This window comes from Paenibacillus sp. FSL R7-0272 (genome assembly GCF_037969905.1).
Taxonomy (GTDB): Bacteria; Bacillota; Bacilli; order Paenibacillales; family Paenibacillaceae; genus Paenibacillus; species Paenibacillus polysaccharolyticus.
On the sequence record NZ_CP150221.1, the window covers coordinates 1423741 to 1442902 of the forward strand.

The 19162-nt window shown below is 48.3% G+C and carries 20 protein-coding genes; 19 read left to right on the top strand and 1 reads right to left on the bottom strand.

Annotation, left to right across the window (positions count from 1 at the left end):
* Nucleotides 1-396 precede the first annotated feature (396 nt).
* Entirely contained in the window at nucleotides 397-2100 is a 1704-nt protein-coding gene (locus MKY23_RS06080) for a DUF4127 family protein (RefSeq protein WP_339836306.1), read from the top strand.
* A gap of 95 nt (nucleotides 2101-2195) precedes the next feature.
* Here MKY23_RS06080 and MKY23_RS06085 read toward each other — a convergent pair whose 3' ends face one another.
* Nucleotides 2196-2672 carry a hypothetical protein gene (locus MKY23_RS06085; protein WP_339836309.1) on the bottom strand — a complete coding sequence of 159 codons (477 nt, stop codon included), beginning with the start codon at nucleotides 2670-2672 and terminating at the stop codon, nucleotides 2196-2198.
* A gap of 406 nt (nucleotides 2673-3078) precedes the next feature.
* Here MKY23_RS06085 and MKY23_RS06090 point away from each other — a divergent pair, with 406 nt between their 5' ends.
* The 18 genes from MKY23_RS06090 to MKY23_RS06175 all read left to right on the top strand — a co-directional run bounded on the left by MKY23_RS06090 (nucleotide 3079) and on the right by MKY23_RS06175 (nucleotide 19147).
* A complete protein-coding gene (locus MKY23_RS06090; protein ID WP_339836312.1) occupies nucleotides 3079-3987 on the top strand; it encodes a hypothetical protein in 909 nt (302 codons plus the stop codon).
* A gap of 183 nt (nucleotides 3988-4170) precedes the next feature.
* Complete coding sequence (locus MKY23_RS06095) at nucleotides 4171-4371, top strand: hypothetical protein (protein WP_154958572.1); 201 nt, start codon at nucleotides 4171-4173, stop codon at nucleotides 4369-4371.
* Nucleotides 4371-5834: a phage tail sheath subtilisin-like domain-containing protein gene (locus tag MKY23_RS06100; protein WP_339836316.1), complete on the top strand. Its 1464-nt coding sequence runs from the start codon at nucleotides 4371-4373 to the stop codon at nucleotides 5832-5834. Before MKY23_RS06095 ends, MKY23_RS06100 begins: the two co-directional genes overlap by 1 nt.
* 200 nt (nucleotides 5835-6034) lie before the next feature.
* Complete coding sequence (locus tag MKY23_RS06105) at nucleotides 6035-6442, top strand: phage tail tube protein (RefSeq protein WP_123063182.1); 408 nt, start codon at nucleotides 6035-6037, stop codon at nucleotides 6440-6442.
* A 154-nt stretch (nucleotides 6443-6596) separates the two neighbouring features.
* Nucleotides 6597-7031, top strand: a complete 435-nt coding sequence (locus MKY23_RS06110) for a hypothetical protein (protein ID WP_090918338.1) — start codon at nucleotides 6597-6599, stop codon at nucleotides 7029-7031.
* 14 nt (nucleotides 7032-7045) lie between these two features.
* Complete coding sequence (locus MKY23_RS06115) at nucleotides 7046-7189, top strand: hypothetical protein (RefSeq protein WP_186811683.1); 144 nt, start codon at nucleotides 7046-7048, stop codon at nucleotides 7187-7189.
* 25 nt (nucleotides 7190-7214) lie between these two features.
* Complete coding sequence (locus MKY23_RS06120; RefSeq protein WP_339836321.1) at nucleotides 7215-8888, top strand: hypothetical protein; 1674 nt, start codon at nucleotides 7215-7217, stop codon at nucleotides 8886-8888.
* Between the two features lie 56 nt (nucleotides 8889-8944).
* Nucleotides 8945-9577, top strand: coding sequence for a LysM peptidoglycan-binding domain-containing protein (locus tag MKY23_RS06125; protein ID WP_339839271.1), 633 nt, complete (start codon nucleotides 8945-8947; stop codon nucleotides 9575-9577).
* Nucleotides 9574-10563, top strand: coding sequence for a phage portal protein (locus MKY23_RS06130; protein WP_339836324.1), 990 nt, complete (start codon nucleotides 9574-9576; stop codon nucleotides 10561-10563). Before MKY23_RS06125 ends, MKY23_RS06130 begins: the two co-directional genes overlap by 4 nt.
* A 31-nt stretch (nucleotides 10564-10594) precedes the next feature.
* Entirely contained in the window at nucleotides 10595-10966 is a 372-nt protein-coding gene (locus tag MKY23_RS06135; protein WP_339839274.1) for a hypothetical protein, read from the top strand.
* Nucleotides 10959-11414 carry a DUF2634 domain-containing protein gene (locus MKY23_RS06140; RefSeq protein ID WP_339836327.1) on the top strand — a complete coding sequence of 152 codons (456 nt, stop codon included), beginning with the start codon at nucleotides 10959-10961 and terminating at the stop codon, nucleotides 11412-11414. The genes MKY23_RS06135 and MKY23_RS06140 overlap by 8 nt, the downstream gene beginning before the upstream one ends.
* A 4-nt stretch (nucleotides 11415-11418) precedes the next feature.
* A complete protein-coding gene (locus MKY23_RS06145) occupies nucleotides 11419-12558 on the top strand; it encodes a baseplate J/gp47 family protein (RefSeq protein WP_339836330.1) in 1140 nt (379 codons plus the stop codon).
* Nucleotides 12551-12784, top strand: a complete 234-nt coding sequence (locus MKY23_RS06150; protein WP_339836332.1) for a hypothetical protein — start codon at nucleotides 12551-12553, stop codon at nucleotides 12782-12784. Before MKY23_RS06145 ends, MKY23_RS06150 begins: the two co-directional genes overlap by 8 nt.
* On the top strand, nucleotides 12744-13334 hold the full coding sequence (locus MKY23_RS06155; RefSeq protein WP_090918328.1) for a YmfQ family protein: 591 nt from the start codon (nucleotides 12744-12746) through the stop codon (nucleotides 13332-13334). Before MKY23_RS06150 ends, MKY23_RS06155 begins: the two co-directional genes overlap by 41 nt.
* Complete coding sequence (locus tag MKY23_RS06160) at nucleotides 13334-14836, top strand: pyocin knob domain-containing protein (protein WP_090918325.1); 1503 nt, start codon at nucleotides 13334-13336, stop codon at nucleotides 14834-14836. Before MKY23_RS06155 ends, MKY23_RS06160 begins: the two co-directional genes overlap by 1 nt.
* A gap of 96 nt (nucleotides 14837-14932) precedes the next feature.
* Entirely contained in the window at nucleotides 14933-15475 is a 543-nt protein-coding gene (locus MKY23_RS06165; protein ID WP_244159258.1) for a phage holin family protein, read from the top strand.
* A 263-nt stretch (nucleotides 15476-15738) separates the two neighbouring features.
* Nucleotides 15739-16728, top strand: a complete 990-nt coding sequence (locus tag MKY23_RS06170; RefSeq protein WP_090918321.1) for a glycoside hydrolase family 25 protein — start codon at nucleotides 15739-15741, stop codon at nucleotides 16726-16728.
* Between the two features lie 769 nt (nucleotides 16729-17497).
* A complete protein-coding gene (locus MKY23_RS06175; RefSeq protein WP_154890944.1) occupies nucleotides 17498-19147 on the top strand; it encodes an ABC transporter substrate-binding protein in 1650 nt (549 codons plus the stop codon).
* Nucleotides 19148-19162: the final 15 nt, after the last annotated feature.

Sequence of the window (19162 nt, forward strand, 5' to 3'; positions counted from 1 at the left end):
ACAAATCACATTCTATACAATCTATATGTATCTAGTAAACCTTAGAAAGATCCATTACTCAAAATTAACGTTCATTAAATCAAGCACTTGTCCAAGCGGCAGGTGCTTTTTCGTCATTTCCATTTTCTCGCAGAAAACCAACGAGAAATCGGCGTAATTCATCCGCAATACCGTCTGTATGAGGGAGAAAAGAAGGTAAGATGATATTATCGGATCAGAAGCAAGGGAGCAACGTGTAGTGTACAGTGTACAAAGTCTATACGACGTGCAAGAAACAGAAAAGTAGATCCCGTACGAAAGTCAGGCCAGCAAATGCTGGTTTTTTTTCATTTCGGTGATTGCGCCCTTGCCCTGATCGGGTATTGAAGAATATCAAAAAACAGGAGGCTACATGATATGAAAACAGTATTGTATGTACCACTCGATGATCGTCCGGCGAATCTGGATGACGTAATTGTACAAGGTAAAGCAGCCGGTCTTCACATCGTTACACCCAACCTGAAAGATATCAAGAACCGTTTGGATACGAAGAAGACGAGCGACGGCACAACGCTAATGGGCACTTCGACGCCCATTTACGGGAATCCGTCCAACATCTATGATTTCATTGTCAAACATGCAGCGAAGGCAGACGGTTTCATCATTTCAACGGATATGCTCGCTTACGGTGGATTGATCGGCAGCCGTCAGCTTCGCGAAAACGGCGGCGGAACGTATCCGTCATATGACGAGCATACGACTCATTTGCTGGACGTCATTCGAATCATTAAAACGAAGTACCCGCGCAAACCGCTGTTTGTGATGGATACCATTATGCGGCTGGCAACGACTTCGTTTGCAGATGGATTGGCACTGGATGCGTATAATGAATCTCGCTCTCTGATGCAACAACCACGCCAAACCTTCACGGAATTTGAAGATATTATTCAAGGATATAACGTTTCTCCAGATGGAGTAGAGTATGGGGGAACCACATATTTCGATAAACAGAAATACTACAATACAAGACAGCACAAGTTTAAAACGAACCGTTACATTCTGGATCAACTGGCTCGTACAGGATATATTGATTTCCTTGCCGTTGGTGTGGATGATGCAAATACCCAAGGGGTTCAGATCAACGAGATCAAGTATGTCGAAGCGCGGATTAACGAATGGCTTGGCGGTACGGATGGACAGAACCCGGATCGTGCGATTATTTTGCCGGATGCCGATGGATTGGGACATGCTTTGGTCGCACGGATGGCGAATCAGCTGTTCAGAGGTGGGGCTAAAACAAAATATGGGGTGAAGTATTACGGGCCACACGGCTCGACGATCATCAACACCTATGAATATATGGATGTACACCAAAACGTTGTCCACCACGTCGATATCGTCGGCGGTGTTATGATTGAGGATGGGGCAGATTCCGCAGTGGATATGGAGATCATCGCCATTACAGCACTTGATCAGGTGCAGGAGGCGGTGGAGCGTTTGGCAACGAATGGGGAGCAGGGGTTGCCTTCGATCCTGATCGATTTTGTAGGTAAAGGGCCTGCGAACGTCGATGTGGCTGAAGCGTTGCTCAATAGTCCATATACCGGACGTGTACTTGGATACAGTGCCTGGAATACACCGGGAAACAAAATTGGTCTTGCGGTTGGCATGGCACAATCAAGATTTGCGCTGATCACTACGGAAAAGCATAAACATAAGTTGCGAGATGCCATGAATGCACACGGCTCACTATTGTTCAAACGTTTCCTGAAGGACTACAGCTACAAAGCGGTAGCCATTGCCGATGTTCGCACCTATTCGCGTGCGCATGCCCTGTATACCAATGTGGCAACACTGGCGGATCAGAATATGGTGCTGTTTAATTCGGAAGAAGACTACGCTCATCTGCAAAGCTTGTTACGCGATCTCATGCAGACACACACCGCTGAACTGGCAAGCAAACCTGCCTTTGGACAAGGCAACCCGGCCATTCGCCAAATCTGTGACGACCAACTCACGTATGCCACGTATAACGGTGCACTTCTGGAATACAATAACCCTGATTTCATCTGGGGACGCGCGTTCGAAATTACGCTGAGCCCGCAGGTGAGGATGAATTAAAATCATGTTTTAGAATGACAGGAGAAATGGGCTGTAGTTTAAGTTGAGAACGAATAAAGCGAGCTACTCATGAACGGTAGCTCGCTTTCCTATTCTCAATTCCAAGCAACTATAATGACGAACGTCATAGCTACGACAAAAGAAAGTATGAGAAATGATTTATTATTGTGACGCTTATGTGCGATCCATAACCCATAAGAAGACATGAGAGATGAGATAAAGAAAAATAGGTAGAACAACATTCCTTCTGGAGAAAATAGAGAAGCACTGCTTGTAAAGTTCCAAAATCCAGAAAGAATAGGGATAAAATATACGGGGACAATGGCTGCAAGTGTGAATAACAGCGTTTGTGTCCAAAGAAAGTTCTTATTCATCAATTTCAATAGAAGAATGGATAAGAGAAATAATAGCAAGGTTACTGTGAAAAAAGAGGGGGCTGTCCACATGAGAAGTTGTCCCCAACCTCTCATTTTTTCATCATAAAGTAGAAATAAACTCAAAGTATAAGCAACTACACCTGCCAAATAACTTGAGATGAACACCCAGATGTAAAATAGATCAGATTTCTTCATTTAATCGCCTCCATTCTAATAGAACACGATCACTTTAATAATGGTATATTTTTAACATTTATTTGTCTATCTACATGAGAAATAAATCACATAAGAAGTATCGTCTTTTTACCGCCCAACCTCCTCCCTTATTCACGCACAAGTCAACCCAATCACCATCCGCGGTAGGGGAAAAAGGCTGTAAGATAGTACTATCGGATCAATTGCCGAGGGACACACCGAAAGCACATACGCTAATGTAAAGACCAGCCAATACGGCTGGTCTTTTTGATGCGGTGAGATTGTCCCTGCATTTTGATCCGGTTTCTACATGGAGTATGGAAAAAGGGGGAGTCCCGAACTGCCACATGGTTGCTGTAACATGCGGGCAGTATTCACTTTTACGGCGGAAGGGGGCGAAATGAATGTGTCTATTAGCACACGTATTAAAAAGACGTTAAAGCAGAAGCTTGCGGCTCTTATACCTGCTTGGGAAGGCCGCGTGCAGGATATTCCCGCTTCGGGTGAAGTATTGTCAGGTCCATGCGCAGTTGTTGCTTTTGCCGAAGAAGTACCGAAGTCAGCTTGGGCAGGATACAGGCGAATCATCAAGATTTCACCGTATGCCCGATCGGAAGACGGGGGTGCAGAGCTGGTGGAGGTCTGGTCAGCATCGTTAATCGCGGGCTTGCATCAGGTGCGGCTGGAGGATGAGGAAGGTGGAGCTTTTACTTGCCTCTATCTGGGTTCTACGGACAGCGACCGTGCAGATGTTTCCTCAGGTTTGATCACACGTAGTTTGCGCTTTGGTGTGTACGTTCCTGAACCGCAAGGCGCCGCCGGGAATAGCCCTGTCATGGGTGATCCTTGGCTTGTTGCACTGCAGCTTTGGACAGCGAACATGCTAGGATCGAACTGGTCTGTGTATGCCAATAGTTGGCCAGGTGGGTACAGGATGCCGTCTGTACTGTGGCGATTAAACGGGAACAGTACCGCCGTGGCGGGAACATCGGCGCTTGAAGTACGCAAGCAGTGGATCGGGCATGTTCTTACCGATGATACAATTCTGACGGATCAGGCGGCAAGTCATCTGGTCCAGCAATTGGCACTTCAATCGCGGATTCCAATGACTACATTGGATAGTGAGGAAGCTGGAACTAACGCGATCGGCGAGAGTCATACACGTTATGTGACAGTAGATGAGGTAACAGCGGATTTGCAAGCCGATGCGTATCTGAATGGACAGATTCGTCTAACGTTAACACAGCGAATGCGTCGTCCGGTTACAAGTGCACCTCTTATGCGTGAGATCCACCATAACAAAGGAATCGAGTAAAAGTAAGCCCCAGAGAAGCTATCATTAAGGGATAGTTTCAGATCGTTTTATACCTTATCTTATGTAGACTCATAGCTTTAGTAAGACTGCTTCTTCGTAGAAATTTTATAGATTACAGGATCAAAAATTCATAGGTGAGACGAGATCATTTGAACTTTGTTAAACCAACGAGGTGAGAGATACATGGCAAGCTTTTTGAAAAAAAAGTTACCGGTTCTCCCGCAGTATACGCGGGCTGAACTGATGAATCATTCGGAAGCCCTCTTTGCCGTGAAGGCAGAGGTGCTGGCTGGTGCGCTGTTCGAAGCGGCGCACGAGACGTTTTCCATTGAAGAAGCACAGGCAAGAATCAACCAATTTTTGAAAGCGAAGGTGAATGAATAATGGCAGGTGGAACTTGGGAACAAACAAATCGTCCGGTCCTTCCGGGATTGTATATGAATTTTCAGACGGCGGCGTCTTCGGCTATTCAGGCGGGCAATCGTGGAACAGTCGTTGTACCAGTAAAGGCAAACTGGGGCCCGGTGGGCACATTTGTGGAAGTAAGCAGTGAAACGGCAATTGAACGTACATTTGCGGCAAATGCGCTAGATAACGGCACGGCCTATGCGTCTTTGAAGCTGGCTTTACTTGGCGGACCGAAGAAACTGCTCGCTTATCGGGTGGCAAGTTCGGTTGCGAAAGCAGCTACATTGACGTTGAAGGACAGCGGTGGTGCGGATGTGCTCCAGCTTGATGCGAAGTATCCGGGTGACCGCGCCAATGGCTTCTATGTAACGATTCAGCCAGGTGTGATCGACAATACGAAGTTTGAAGTGCGTTTGTTTGAAGGCAATCGCATGTTGTATGCGCTCTTGACTGCAGATGTTACAGCAGTAACTCTTGCCAAAGAGATCAATGCCGATGAGCAAAACCTGTGGATCACGGCTCAGGCGATTGGAGAAGGGACTGGGGAGGTTGCGAACGTATCGGGAGCGGCTTTCAAAGGCGGCGTAAGCGGCAATGATGCACTGACGAATGCAGAGTACATTACTTTGCAGGGCGCACTGGAAGGCGAACAGTTTGATGTGCTTGCCCTGGATCATGCGGCGGATGCAGCGTTGCTTGCGAGCTTTGCGGCGTGGGTCAAACGGGTTCGCAGTGAAGGCAAGCCAGTCATGGCTGTATTCGGTGGCTCCACAGCAGACGATACGTCCGCTTCGGCAGCTCAGAAGGCTGCAACGCGCTCCCTTACGCTGAACCATGAAGGTGTGATTAATGTGGGCACGGGCGTGCGTTTGGGCGATGCTTTCTATAGCTCCGCACAGACCTCGGCTTATGTTGCAGGTCTTATCGCCGGACAACGTCTGAACGAATCCACGACCTATGCGGCAACACCGTTCGATGATGTTACACGCCGCTGGACACGCGCCGAACAGGAGCAGGCTGTAAAGAATGGCGTATTTATTTTCTTCCACGATGGACGCCGGGTTAAAGCTCTTCGTGGCGTGAATACGCTGGTTACCCCTGCTGCCGGACAAAATAATGCGTGGAAAAAAATCCGGTCGATCCGGGTCATGGATGCGATCAATACAGATTTGCAGCGCTCCGCAGAAGATACGTATATCGGTAAAGTGAACAATACCGAAGAAGGTCGTCAGGCACTGATTGGTGCGATGAAGGCTTATTTGGCGTTGCTCGCACAGAGCAATGTTATCGAAGCCGAAGGGTATGACGTTGTTCTCGACCCGGCTTATTATGGCGCAGCCCCTGTGCTGAAACCGGAGGCAGATCAGGTATTCCTGCAATGGAATGTGAAGCTGACGGATGTGATGGAGCAACTGTTTGGTACGTTTTACGTGCAATAAGGTAAAAGGCTTGAAAGCAGGCTAACAGGCTAGTAGATCGTTTTGTGAAAAAAAGTAGAAGGACATGTTGAGTGGTTGGTTTACACAAATAACGGGGAGAACAGCGAAATTCTAGGGATACAGTGATTCGGAGGATTTCTGACGGCATCGTTATGATGTGTGAACAATAACCACTCAACCATAATAAGGAGGAAATATACATGTTGGATGCGTCAAGAGTAATTCTCGGTACCCACGGTCAATTGCATATGGATGGTGTGTGGCAGACCAATATTAACAAGCTGGAGGCCAGCGTAGAGATTGAGAAACGTGAGCTGAATCTGGTCGGCAACGAGTGGAAGGTTCACAAAAACGGTGCTAAAAAAGGTACAGGTACGATGACAGGTTACAAGGTTACGTCCGATATGATCAAGCGCGGCTTTACCAAATTTCAGATTATCTCCAAGCTGGACGATCCCGAGTCGTACGGACATGAAAGTGTACTGCTGAAAGGGTGCATGGTAGATAAAATTCAGCTGGCGAACTGGACGGCAGGCGAGGAAGTGCCGGAAGAAACGGGCTTTACCTTTGAGGGATTCGAATTGCTTAATCCGATTGTAGCGAATTGATTTTTATGAAACGTTACTGAATTTGTTCACAATAGGCAAGGGCACTGAAGCAGACCGGGAACCTCTCGGTCTTTTTGGTGTCTGGAGATGATTATAAAAAACACGGAAGCACATCGAATTCAGAGAATACATGAGAAAAAGGAGATTTTAACCGATGAGTATGAACGAAAATTTGTCCGAAGAGCAGATTTTGGATCAGTTGTTTGAGGCGGCAGAACGTCTGCCAGAAGAAAATGTGCGTATCCAGCGTCTGGATCTGCTACTCACCTTGCGTGGATTAACTTCTTCCAAAGTGGATCAGATTCGCGAACGCTGTACGATTCGCAAAACGACAAAGGGGCGCACCGAAGAAAAGGTGGATACCGAAACGTTTAATGCCCTGCTGATCTCCGAGGCTACGGTGAAAATGAGTGTACGCGGACTGGAACTGTCCGGCTGGGGAGACAACCGCATCACGGGACGTATGAAGCTGTCAGGTGGAGAGCAGGCGGTGCGCCGTATGTTGCTGGCTGGTGAACTGGATGCGGTTGGTGACAAAGTGCTCGAACTATCCGGCTTCGGCGTGGAGATTGAAGACCTAAAAAACTGATTCACTCCGGCGGGATGACCACGTTCCTGTATCACATGTGGGTGCGTCATCATCTCCGTCCCGGAGAGTTCTGGTCTTTGCCGCGCGGGGAGCGCTCGTTGTTGCTCGCGTTCTCGGAAGAAGAGATGGCGGCCATATCCGCTCAAATGAATCGTTAAGCCAAACAGGCAGGAGGTGAAACAAATGGCAGAAATGATTATCGGGTTATCCCAATCCAACACACAAATGAAGACGACGCTTCGTTACCTTGATCAGATTCAACGCTCTACGGATCGTTTAAACCGGGTGCGTTATCAAGGGTTGATCAAAGTGAATGATGAGCTGAGAACCACCGGACGCAGACTAGAGAGCATCTATAGTACTGTTGTCCGCCTGAGCCGCTTGCGAATCACACCGAGAATTGGATTGGATGATCAAGCTACTCTGGCGCTCAATGGTTTGATGAATAAAATGAAGAGCATTCCTTCTAAATTGTTGAATGCTACAGCAAGTGTGAAGCTCAAAGTCAGCCACCAAATCTCGGGCGCATCCGTTAATGTAAATTCACAGCCTCTGATTGATGCTTTGAATAGGAACACACTATCGATCTATATGCTTAGTAACAAACTGAATTCTCTTAATTTTGCAGCAGGAGGAAAAGAGGAGAAACCGAAAACTTTTTTGCAAAAGATGAAAGGCATGTTTGATCGGGGAAAATCAATCTCATCTGGTGTGGGGAAAGTCTTTGATGCTAGAGATAGTGGGAAGAAGTTTTGGAAAGAAATTAGAACACCCGCCACACCGGGTAATAAATTCAAAAAGGCGTTCAAGGTTACAAAACGTGGGGCAAAGTTTATGAATGACTTCTCGTCCGCAGGGTCTGATCTAATCGGTGGATTCGATGGATTGTGGGGAGATGTAAAAGGTCTCTTTGGCGGAGGTGGAAGTGGAGGTGGGGCAGGAGGCAGTAGTGGGGCTGGCATCATAAGCAAGCTTGGTGGCAATATCGTTAAAGGAGCAGGGAAATTGTTCGCACCACTCCGTATGTATAACAATATTCAAGAACTTGCAAGCGCCCCACCTGAGGATCGTGCTCGTGCGTTAGGTTCGGTTGCTGGTAATACAGTAGGAACAGCTATTGGTACCGTGCTTGGTAGTGTGATTCCAATTCCGGTGATTGGGAACATGCTGGGCGGTTCAATAGGCGGTTGGCTTGGTGAAAAGGCAGGTGGATGGCTGGGTGACAAGGTAGGTGGATTTCTAAAAGACAACGCGGAGGACGTCTCAAAAGTAGTGAAATTTGCTTCTGAGGGAGCGAGTTACTTGGCGGAGAAAACGACAGATTTCTTCAGTGGGGTTGGAAGTTTTTTTGGTTTCGGTTCTAAAAAAGAAGAGCAAACTGCACCAGTAGCAGCGGACATAACGTCATCCTCAACACCTGCAGCACCACAGACGCCACCCCCTCCACCGGCAGCACCTCAAATGCCGCCAGCGTACAGACCGGCAGTTCTCTCAATCACCGGACCCGAAGCTTACATGAACAATCGATTGAGCTCACCGACGGCTGCCGGTCTCATGGGAACAAGTGTGATGCAATCTCAAGCGATGGCGTTAAATCAAACGGGACAGCAGAGCGGTAAAGCATCGCCACTCACAGTAAGTATCTCCGAAGAACAGATGAGCAGTCTGGCAGGTTACCTTAAGGATTTCAAAACGGAAACGACCAACCAGATTTCGGTGAATGTTGCGCCGGGAACGGTACAGGTGACGGTCCGCGAGAACGCAATTGATTACGATGCTGTGACTCAACAGGTGGGGCAACGGATCTCGAACGAGCTCCGCCGGGCGATGCAAAATCGCAAAACGATTATGGCCTAAGCAGAAAGGAGGCCGCAGATATGTCTACACTTAAAGATGAAGTTGGTACTAACGAAATGTCGTTCACGTTGAAGGATGGCAGTACTTCGTTTGTATTCCCGGTGAATCCGGAAGAAGTTAACATTTCCAGGTCCAAAGGATACGAAACGATTAATATGCTGGAGCATGGCGAGTTTGATTTTGCACAAGGGGAGAAGGTGAAGGAGATCACCTTCTCTTCTTTTTTTCCAAAACAATATGATCCGTCCTATTGCATGGACGAGAAGTATTTTCTAGATCCACGCGTGGCGCTGGATGTACTGAACAACTTTCTAATCTCCAAGAAACCACTGCGTTTCATCATCTCCGGAACCGGAGTGAATGTGCCCGTGTTTCTGATTTCACTCAACTCGAGTTTTCGCGGCGGGGAGCCTGGAGATATATATTTCGATTTGACGCTGCGAACGTGGCGGGATTCGAAAGTGGAGAAGGTGGGTTCGAGTGCTGCTGGTAGCAAGTCTGGTTCACGTACCGATCTGAAAAAAAATAGCAAGACGTATACCGTCAAAGCCGGGGATTCCCTGTCCAAAATAGCCAAGCTTGAGCTCGGAAATAGTTCCAAATGGAACGAGATTTACAAGCTCAACACCAAGATCATCGGTAGCGATCCGAACCGGATCAAGCCGGGGCAAAAGCTGGTGATGCCATGACCTACAAGGTCATTGTCGATGACAAGTACGATATCACCAAGATGGTGGAGACGATTACGCTGAAGGACTCACTCGACCAGATTGCCTATCAGGCGAACATCCGGCTGGCCGTGTCGGCATCTTCAGGTCTTCCTGTGATTTCACCGGGCATGGCGGTACGGATAAGCGGGGTTCCTTTTGGCGAAAAATCAATGGTCTATCTTCTCCATCCAGCGGTCATTTGGGAAGCGGAAAGCTCCAATAGCGGTACCAAGCGTTTGTCCCTCACGGTCTACGACCGAATGATTTATCTCGAAAAATCGGAGGATGAATTCCTGTTTCCCAAGGATCAGACGGCAGTACAACGGCTCAAAGCTTACGCTAAGGAATGGAAAATTCCTCTGGCTACGTTGCCAGAGATCAAGACTAAGCTGGGTAAGGCGGTGTATCGGTCACAGACGATTTTTTCGATGATATTTGCCGATCTGAAAGAAACAGCCAAGTCCGGTGGAGACATGTACCACCCACGGATGATGCCTGGCGGGTTGCAGTTGTTCAAGGTAGGTAGTAACACGAAGGTGCACGCGCTGGATCGGCTAATCGATCTGACGCAGATGCGTACACTCGAAGGCGCAGTCACGAAAGTAAAGGTGATGGCAGCGTCTGAGTCCGGCGGTAGCGGTAAAGAGGTGCCTTCGAAAGTGCTGGCGATTGAGCAGGGGGATACAGAGCAGTTAGGTACATTGCAAAAACTGATCGAGGACGATCAGGTAAAAACAGTCGCCGCCGCAAAGAAGCTGGCAAAAAGCAAGCTGACAGGCATTCAGGAGACGTTTACGATCTCGGCCCCGGATATCAACACGATTCGAGCAGGAGATGCGGTTACGTTGAAAGGTCTAAAGCTGATCGTCATGTCTGTCAGCCGGGATCTGTCAGCCGGGCCGGGCACGATGACGCTGGAACTGGGCACGGCGGAGCTGGTGAAAAGGAGGTTTTATCTTGAGTAAAGAAGATCCGTACGGGCAGTTTGCCGACGTGATGCGGGGAGCGATGAGCACACATTCCCGTCAGGCGGTGAGCGGTTTGGGCGCAGTGCTGGGCACGATCACGGCGTCCGGCGTGAAGCTGGACGATTTCAAGCACGAAGTGCAGGACTATCTCGTGGCTGAGCTACCGGGCACGCTGGGGTTGCCGGAGCGCGAGATGGCTGGCGCGATTTCCGGGATATCTGACGTGGCTGGCGGCGGTATGACGGGCACGGGACGCTTTCTTTTGCAAAAAGAGGAAGTGGAAGAAGCAGTCTGGTCTTTGGGCAAAGGTTTGAAAGCCGGGGATCGCGTGCTAGCGATGCGGGTGAATGGCGGGAACGATATTGTGGTGCTGTGTAAGGTGGTGAGTGCGAATGCCTAGTTTGTTTCCGGAAACGGGTATGGTCTGGGGAGATGAAGAGGACCTGTCGGGTGCGGCTTCGGAAGAAGTGCGTTTTGGGCGAAGCTGGCGCTATGACTATGATGCTGGTGATTTTGTGTTGACTCCAAGTGGCAAGGTGGCTACGGCAGACGCGCATGAAGCATGGGTGCAATGGTGTATCAAGGCGGTTAAAACTCCGCGGTACAGACATGTGATCTACTCTCGGGACTACGGTTCGGAGCTGGAGGATCTGATCGGTCAGGGGGATAGCCGTGGTGTGACGGAAAGTGAGATTGCCCGGATGGTGACGGAAACGCTGCTCGCTGATCCTCGTACGGATGCGGTGGACCAGTTTACATTCGATTGGGACCGGGAGCAGTGCGGGTTTACGTGCCGGGTGATGAGTGTGCAGGATGAGATGTTTATTCTGGAAAGTGAGGTGATCTGACGGGATGGCTGAGATTCCGCGTTATTTGGAGGGCCAGACGGAGGAACAGATTATGCAGCGCATGCTGGATCGTCTGCCCGCGGATCTGGACAAGTCGGAAGGTTCGTTTTTGTGGGATGCGGAGGCTCCGGTAGCTTTTATGCTGTCCGAGGCGGCGCTTTGGGCGCAGGAGTTACTGAGGCGCGGATTTGCCAGTACAGCGGCGAGCCGTGATCCGAATTTTCGTTCGGAGGAGCTGGATTTGCGGGCGGGAGAACATGGCATTACACGCCGGGCGGCGGTGGCGGCACAGGGCACCGTGAAATTTACGGGTGAGCCGGGGAAAGTCGTGCCAACTGGTACGGTTGTAGCTACGCTCGCAGATGAGGTGTCCGGTGAAGCGTCGCTGGAATATGAAACGGTGGGCCGTGTGGAGCTGGATGAAGATGGTGTGGGGAGTGTAGGGGTACGTGCGCTTGTTGCTGGAAAAGAGAGCAATGTACCCGCAGGCACATTAACCGTGCTGTCTACACCGGTAAGCGGCGTGACGTCCGTGGTGAACACGGACGTCATCAAGGGCGGTGCGGACATCGAGGCAGATACCGCGCTGCTGGAGCGCTTTTATGCCAAAGTCCGCAATCAGGGTACAAGCGGCAACAAGGCACAGTATGTGCAATGGGCCAGTGAAGTGCCGGGTGTCGGGGCCACGCGGGTGATCCCGCTATGGCAGGGGCCGGGTACCGTTGGGCTGTATCTGCTCGATACGGACAAGCGCGCTGCGGGATCTGATCTGGTGGCTGCGGTGCAAAAGTATGTTGACCCCACGCAAGATGGACAAGGCGAGGGCGTTGCCCCGGCTGGACCTGTGGTGACGGTGATGCCGGCAGAGGAAGTGCCGATGAACATTCAGGTGAAGCTGACGCTGGCAAGTGATGCCACGCTGGCGGATGTCCGGGCATTAATCGAACGCGGGGTTACCGCGTATTTGAAGCAGCTTGCATTTGCCGATCCACTTGTGCGTTACACGCGCATTGCTGCGATTCTGCTGGACATCCCGCCGATTATCGATTATTCGGAGCTGACCGTAAACGGCGTAAGCGACCAAAATATCGAGATGACCACCAGCCAAGTGGCTGTGCTGGGGACGGTGGATGTGCATGAGTAGTGTGGGGATTGAGGTGGTCATGGAAAAGGTGGCGGGGGAAGCACCGGCAAGGGTGCTGGATTCCCGGGTGAACAAACTTGACGGAGCCGAGGTGCATCCAGTCCAAGGATACCGTCATTACTGGGCGGAGCAGCCCGGTGAGTATTCCTCTTCCTCGAATGTGAATAGAAAGGAGGACACAGGACATGAGTGCTCCTTCTGTTGTACATGCTGGACTGACGAGTGAAAAGGGGAGGGAGATGTTCTCGTATTTGCCCCAATATTATGAGACTTCGCGTGTGATGCAGGCCGATATGCAGGCCAAGGGCAGTGAGATGGATTTGCTGTACCAGGCTCTGGACGAGACGTTGGAACAGTTTTTTGTCCGCACGGCGACATGGGGGCTGGACTTCTGGGAGCAGGAGCTTGGTATTGAGACGGATCGTCTCAAACCTGTGGAGCAGCGGCGTGCTGTAGTAGAGTCTAAGCTGCGCGGGGCAGGTAAGTTTTCGGGTAGGCAGGTCGCAAATGTGGCCGAAGCGTATGCCGGGGGCAAGGTAGACGTAACGTTCCAGCCGGAGGCGTGGAGCTTTATGGTGAGTTTTGTAGATACGATGGGTATTCCGCCTAATATCGATGATCTGAAACGAGCCATTGATGAACTGAAACCGGCCCACATGGCCGTGGAATATAAATACCGATATCTAGTCTGGGATGACTTGGATAAGAAGCATAAAACTTGGGATGAACTCGATGCCGCGTCCCTGACGTGGAATGAACTGGAGGTGTGGGCTTAATGCCACAGGAAACGGATCGATTGAAGCTACCGCTCCCCTTGGGAAACGAGACAGTAACGAGGGAAAGTATTAATGGAATTTTTGAAAAGATTGACGCAGGCGTTGCCACACAAGCGGATTTGGATACACTTCGTGAAGCAGTGAGCAAGATGGATATCCCCGATGCGTCCTTGACACAAAAAGGGAAGGTGCAGTTGTCTAGTAAGACGGATGGTACGTCCGAGACGGTGGCTGCGACGGAGAAAGCGGTTAGGGATGCGAGGGTTGCGGCGGAGACGAACGCGAAAAATGCGAGTTTACCGCGTACAGGCGGTGTCATGACTGGGAGACTAATTATGAATCAATGGGGGACTTTTTCTGCTTCTTCAAATGGTTCTGTTTTGTATGGAAGTAATTGTTTTCTAGATGGAAATACATTTAAATATGAGAACAGTCACACGAATTTAGGTGCACGAGGGATTTACATGCGTTACACAGGCGGTGCTGGTCCAGAGGTTTACATGTTTGATACCGGTCCAGTGGCAACAACAGCGGGTACATCTTTCGTTCCAACACTTAACCGTATCGTCAATATGGGGGATTCGCTTCAAAAACATAGAGTGTCACAGGATGACGGTAGAGCTACTGATATATCAGGGCAAAATCTTAACAATATTCTGCAAACGGGTTGGTACAAAGGAAATAGCTTATCAAATTCGCCTTCGTTATCAGGAGGTTGGGGTTACGTTGAAGTTATTAGACACGATGAAAATTGGGTTTTACAAAAAGTTTACGACCTGCACGCTGACCGATTCTATATGCGTAGGAGAATGGATTCAGGTTGGACACCTTGGACCCAAGACCTTTTTCAATCTGGCGTTGATGCTAAAAATGGTATTGTGGGTGCCATTAACGCCAAGGGTGGCAGTGCATCCACGAGTGATACATGGGCGATTTTAATTAATAAAGTAGAGGAAATTAAACAAAGTAATTATCAGCAATTTAGCAATATAAGTACAGGTAGAATTAGAGCGCAAAAATCTTCAGTAACAGTCCCTGAAAATAGGACGATTACAACTTTTCCGGCTGGATCTAGTTTGATTGTACTAGGAGATTTAAAAATTACTTCAGACAATGTAAATTATACATTTGATTGGATACCTGTAATTCAATTATATTTTAAAGATCAAAATGGAGTAAGAGTTCAATTGAACGGGATTAATGGCTATGCTTCCCTCCCAAGTGGCAGTGCGAGTAATTATGTGTATCAGCTATCTTTGTCTACTGTTTATATTAATAAACCTTTAAAACGTGGACAGGTGAGCGGTAATATTAACTATCGTTATGGTTCAGAAAACAACATAACTTCGTATAATATCACCATACCTGAAAATTTTGATACTAATGGGCCTATAGAGTTATGTATTCAGTTGCAACGTAACATATATCCAAATTATGATCAAAATATTAGTGAGTTTAGTCAGTATTTTGTGGTGACAGTAGATACAATAGTATCAGTTTGAGTATATAGAATGCACATATAGTAAATAGTTTAATTATAAGGGTTATACTTGTTTGAGGTTATGTTAATAACCTTTAAATCAAAAAGAGGTGAAGCCATGGAACGATGGGACACCCTATGGAAATGGGGGATTGCGCTGATGAGTAGCTCGGCATCCTACTTCTTTGGAGGCTGGTCAGGAGTGCTCGGCGTATTGCTAGTCTTCGTCATTCTCGATTACCTGACAGGCATTGCGGCGGCGGGAATGACGGGCAAGCTTGAGAGTAATATTGGACTGTTTGGCATTGCACGAAAGGTATTTATATTTGCAATGGTATCGGTGGCTCATCTGGTGGACGGTGTTCTGGGAGACGGACATTTGTTCAGGGATGCGGTCGCCTTTTTTTATATCGCGAATGAGTTGTTATCCATTATTGAAAATGGGGGCAAACTGGGCGCTCCGATCCCACCTGTCATTCGGCAGGCGATTCAAGTGCTCAAAGGAAAGGCGGGAGAAGATGTGTTATCTTCTCCATTGCCACATCCCCCTCCGTCGTTGAATCATTCCGAAGGCGAAAATGATCATCCTCCAGAAATTGAACAATCCGAAGTAAAAGCCTCGGATCAAGAGAATTCAGATAGTAAGAAAAGCACAGCGTAACAATAAGAAAAGCACCCAACGGGTGCTTTCTTTACCTTCAGTCGTCACTCTGTATTTATCTTGCTTACAGATTATTGGTTCAACTTAATAATAAGATCGTAGTAGTATTTGAGCTGTTCCAAATAGGAGTTTTCTTTCATAAGGCTAGCTCGGTATTCTGGGTCATACATCGTACAACAAGGGACACGCACACAAGCAATCTTCAACCCGTCCGCATTTACTAAATACAAACGGCAACTAGCCGAATAAAGGGTGTGAGAAATTTGCAAAATAGAACCCCGGGCAACACGCAGGGCATTGATGTCTCCAGGTATCAGGGCAATATCGACTGGGCCAAGGTAAAGGCAAACGGCATGACCTTTGTATTTATCAAAGCAACCGAAGGGCGAACATATATTGATCCGAATTTTCAGAAAAATGTAAACGGCGCGCTGGCGGCGGGCATGATGGTCGGAACCTATCATTTCTTCCGCGGAACGACTGTGGAGATTGCGAGGGCAGAAGCGGCACATTATGCCAATACGCTGAACCAGATCGGGGGAGCCAAGGCGCTGCAATTGCCACCGGTTATGGATTACGAGAACAATCCCGGCAATCTGAGCAGAGCACAGATGAATACGGTAGCCAAAGCCTTTTTAACAGAATTGCAACGTCTCACAGGTGTAAAACCGATCATATATACAGGCAATTCATTTGCTAGTAATTTCGATGCTTCTTTGGGCTCGTACGATCTGTGGGTTGCGCGTTACAGCACGACACGTGTACCGGATGCTCAGCCGGCATGGAAGCGCTGGACGTTCTGGCAGTATACGGACTCGGGCAAGGTGAACGGTATTAGCGGTAATGTAGACATGAATGAATTCGAGGGAAGTGCAGCACAGCTTAGAGCGAGATATGCGGCGGCTACGTCAAACCCAAATCCTACGAATCCAACAGAGCCAGCCAATCCGACTAATCCTGGCAACCCGTCGAACCCGACTACACCATCCAATCCGAATCCACCAACTGTACCACCGAAAGGGGGCGAACCAATGACAGCCGAAGAGAAAGCTGCGTTTGATGCGCTGAAAGCACAGGTTGATCGTTTGCAAGCACGTCAGCAGATGGAGGTACCTGTCTGGGCGAAGGCTGCTGTAGATGCAGCGCTGGCCTATGATGCCAAAAATCCGTTGTTTAGCATCGATAACGGTGCGAGCTACGATTTTTATCGTTTTATTACCGTGATGCACCGTAGAGGTTTGTTTAAAAAGTAAATGCTCGATGTAAGCCTCTATAGTTTTACTAGAATAGAACAGATTTGACTGTGGAGGAAAAGCAGGGAACATGAGCTATTTTGTCGAGCTATGTTCCTTTTTTGTACATAATGTCACTAATTCTGACGCGTGTAATAAAGTTGAAAACGTATGTCTGTAAATCTCTTGTCTATTTGGTAAATGTGATGTAAAGTAAGTTACACGAAAATGTTTTTCACCACGATTTAATACACAAACCTCCTCATCATGACAAAACCATAACATGAAAAGTTATTGTAGTGTCGATCTGTTCTATTCTCTTTTCTACCCATAAATCCAATTAAATCCAATTCACACCTCATGAAGACGAACTCACGGAACAAAGTCCGAAGGCCAACATTTGTGTTCTATTTTTATCCCCATTCAAGGGTAGATTTGCTGTTTCGAATTGACCTTGGTTCAAATAGATGCATCGCCCTATCTCAGAATGCTAGAAGCTTATACTCTAACGCTGCTGATCCGTTGATCCGTGTTTTTCAACGGTTCTACATTTGCCTTACTATCTCATTAGTCTAATTAACTTGTGTCCAAATTCTCAGCACTCTAAAACAGGTATCACAGGCATATAAAGCCTTTAATAGATGATACAAGAATTTAAAGATTATAACTAGGGATAATCTGATGACTAGCTAGCACCACCACATCATCGCACGCACGGCCAGAGGTACCGTTTTTCGGTCGCAATCATCACACACATTATGAGACAGGGAAGGGTGTTGTACGTATGCGAATGAGAAAAAAATGGATGTCCGGTTTACTGACTTTGGCACTGAGTACCGTACTTGTGTTATCTGGTTGCTCCAGCAGCAAAGATGGCGGGGAAGGAACGCCGGCACCTGCGGAAGGTAATGAACCTCCAACAGAAGCAGCCGCCCAGGATACGATGATTATGGGACGTGGCGGGGACTCGGTCGCCCTTGATCCTTCGATTGTGACGGATGGAGAATCTCTCAAGATTGGGCATCAGGTATTTGATTCGCTCCTCGATTACAAAGAGGGTGGAACCGAAGTGGTTCCGGCGCTGGCCGAGAGCTGGGAAATTTCCGCGGACGGGCTGAAGTATGTATTTAAGCTGAAATCCGGGGTGAAGTTCCATGATGGAACTGACTTTAACGCGGATGCCGTAGTGTTTAATTTTAATCGCTGGAGCGATCCGGCAAGTGAATATAAATTCGAAGGCGATTCCTTCGACTATTATGATTCCATGTTTGGGCCAGATGGCGCGCGTGTGATCAAAGAAGTGAAGGCACTCGATGAATCGACAGTGGAGTTTACCCTGAACCAGCCACAAGCTCCTTTCCTGCAAAATATTGCGATGACTCCGTTTGGCATTGGCAGTCCGGCTGCCATCCAGGAGAAGAAAGAAAACTTCAAGAGTGAGCCTGTCGGCACTGGGCCATTTGTATTTAAAGAGTGGAAACGGAACGACTCCATCACGCTGGAGAAAAATTCAGACTACTGGAGGGAAGGTTTTCCGAAGCTGAACAAGGTAATTGTGCGCTCCATTCCGGATAACACGGCTCGTTTCAATGCATTGCAAAATGGCGAGATCGATATTATGGAAGACCTGAATCCGGATGATCTGAGCATTCTGGAGGGCAATAGCGAGCTGCAGAAGATTGAACGCCCGCCGTTCAACGTGGCATATATCGGGTTTAATTTTAAGAAAAAACCGTTTGATAACGTGAAAGTCAGACAAGCCCTGAACCATGCCGTGAACAAACAGGCCATTATTGACGCGTTCTTTGCTGGACAGGCAGAGCCTGCGGTGAACCCGATGCCACCTACGCTATGGGGTTACAACGATGAGATCGAAGATTACGCGTATGATCTGGAAAAAGCAAAAGCGTTGCTGGCTGAAGCCGGCTTCCCTGACGGATTGCCAGATCCGGTAACATTTTATGCCATGCCGGTATCCCGTCCGTACATGCCTGATGGCAAGAAGGTAGCAGAAGCGATTCAGGCTGATTTTGAGAAAATCGGTGTCAAAACAACGATCGAATCTCCGGAGTGGGCGACCTATCTGGAAGATTCCAAAGCCGGGGAGAAGGACGACATATACATGCTCGGCTGGACAGGGGATAACGGTGACCCGGATAACTTCCTGTATACCCTTTTGGATAAGGACGCCATCCCGGGCAACAACCGTAGCTACTATGTAAATGAAGAGTTGCATTCCTTACTCACAAAAGCACAAACGGAGACGGATCAGGATAAACGTGCCGAGCTTTACAAACAGGCTCAGGTCATCATCAAGGAAGACGCTCCTTGGATTCCACTTGTGCATACCACACCGATTCTTGCCGGGAAAGCCAGCCTGAAGGGTTTTGTAACCTCTCCGCTGGGAACGGAATCGTATGTGGGGGCTTATTTTGAATAAAACTTTCGAGTGAAA

Bases quoted from the DNA above. Each gene is read 5' to 3' on its own strand.
- MKY23_RS06080 (WP_339836306.1), top strand. From the start codon at position 397: ATGAAAACAGTATTGTATGTACCACTCGATGATCGTCCGGCGAATCTG.
- MKY23_RS06140 (WP_339836327.1), top strand. From the start codon at position 10,959: ATGCCTAGTTTGTTTCCGGAAACGGGTATGGTCTGGGGAGATGAAGAG.
- MKY23_RS06120 (WP_339836321.1), top strand. From the start codon at position 7,215: ATGGCAGAAATGATTATCGGGTTATCCCAATCCAACACACAAATGAAG.
- MKY23_RS06130 (WP_339836324.1), top strand. From the start codon at position 9,574: ATGACCTACAAGGTCATTGTCGATGACAAGTACGATATCACCAAGATG.
- MKY23_RS06150 (WP_339836332.1), top strand. From the start codon at position 12,551: ATGAGTAGTGTGGGGATTGAGGTGGTCATGGAAAAGGTGGCGGGGGAA.
- MKY23_RS06085 (WP_339836309.1), bottom strand. From the start codon at position 2,672: ATGAAGAAATCTGATCTATTTTACATCTGGGTGTTCATCTCAAGTTAT.
- MKY23_RS06155 (WP_090918328.1), top strand. From the start codon at position 12,744: ATGAGTGCTCCTTCTGTTGTACATGCTGGACTGACGAGTGAAAAGGGG.
- MKY23_RS06115 (WP_186811683.1), top strand. From the start codon at position 7,046: ATGACCACGTTCCTGTATCACATGTGGGTGCGTCATCATCTCCGTCCC.
- MKY23_RS06100 (WP_339836316.1), top strand. From the start codon at position 4,371: ATGGCAGGTGGAACTTGGGAACAAACAAATCGTCCGGTCCTTCCGGGA.
- MKY23_RS06135 (WP_339839274.1), top strand. From the start codon at position 10,595: ATGCGGGGAGCGATGAGCACACATTCCCGTCAGGCGGTGAGCGGTTTG.
- MKY23_RS06160 (WP_090918325.1), top strand. From the start codon at position 13,334: ATGCCACAGGAAACGGATCGATTGAAGCTACCGCTCCCCTTGGGAAAC.
- MKY23_RS06110 (WP_090918338.1), top strand. From the start codon at position 6,597: ATGAGTATGAACGAAAATTTGTCCGAAGAGCAGATTTTGGATCAGTTG.
- MKY23_RS06165 (WP_244159258.1), top strand. From the start codon at position 14,933: ATGGAACGATGGGACACCCTATGGAAATGGGGGATTGCGCTGATGAGT.
- MKY23_RS06095 (WP_154958572.1), top strand. From the start codon at position 4,171: ATGGCAAGCTTTTTGAAAAAAAAGTTACCGGTTCTCCCGCAGTATACG.
- MKY23_RS06175 (WP_154890944.1), top strand. From the start codon at position 17,498: ATGAGAAAAAAATGGATGTCCGGTTTACTGACTTTGGCACTGAGTACC.
- MKY23_RS06145 (WP_339836330.1), top strand. From the start codon at position 11,419: ATGGCTGAGATTCCGCGTTATTTGGAGGGCCAGACGGAGGAACAGATT.
- MKY23_RS06125 (WP_339839271.1), top strand. From the start codon at position 8,945: ATGTCGTTCACGTTGAAGGATGGCAGTACTTCGTTTGTATTCCCGGTG.
- MKY23_RS06105 (WP_123063182.1), top strand. From the start codon at position 6,035: ATGTTGGATGCGTCAAGAGTAATTCTCGGTACCCACGGTCAATTGCAT.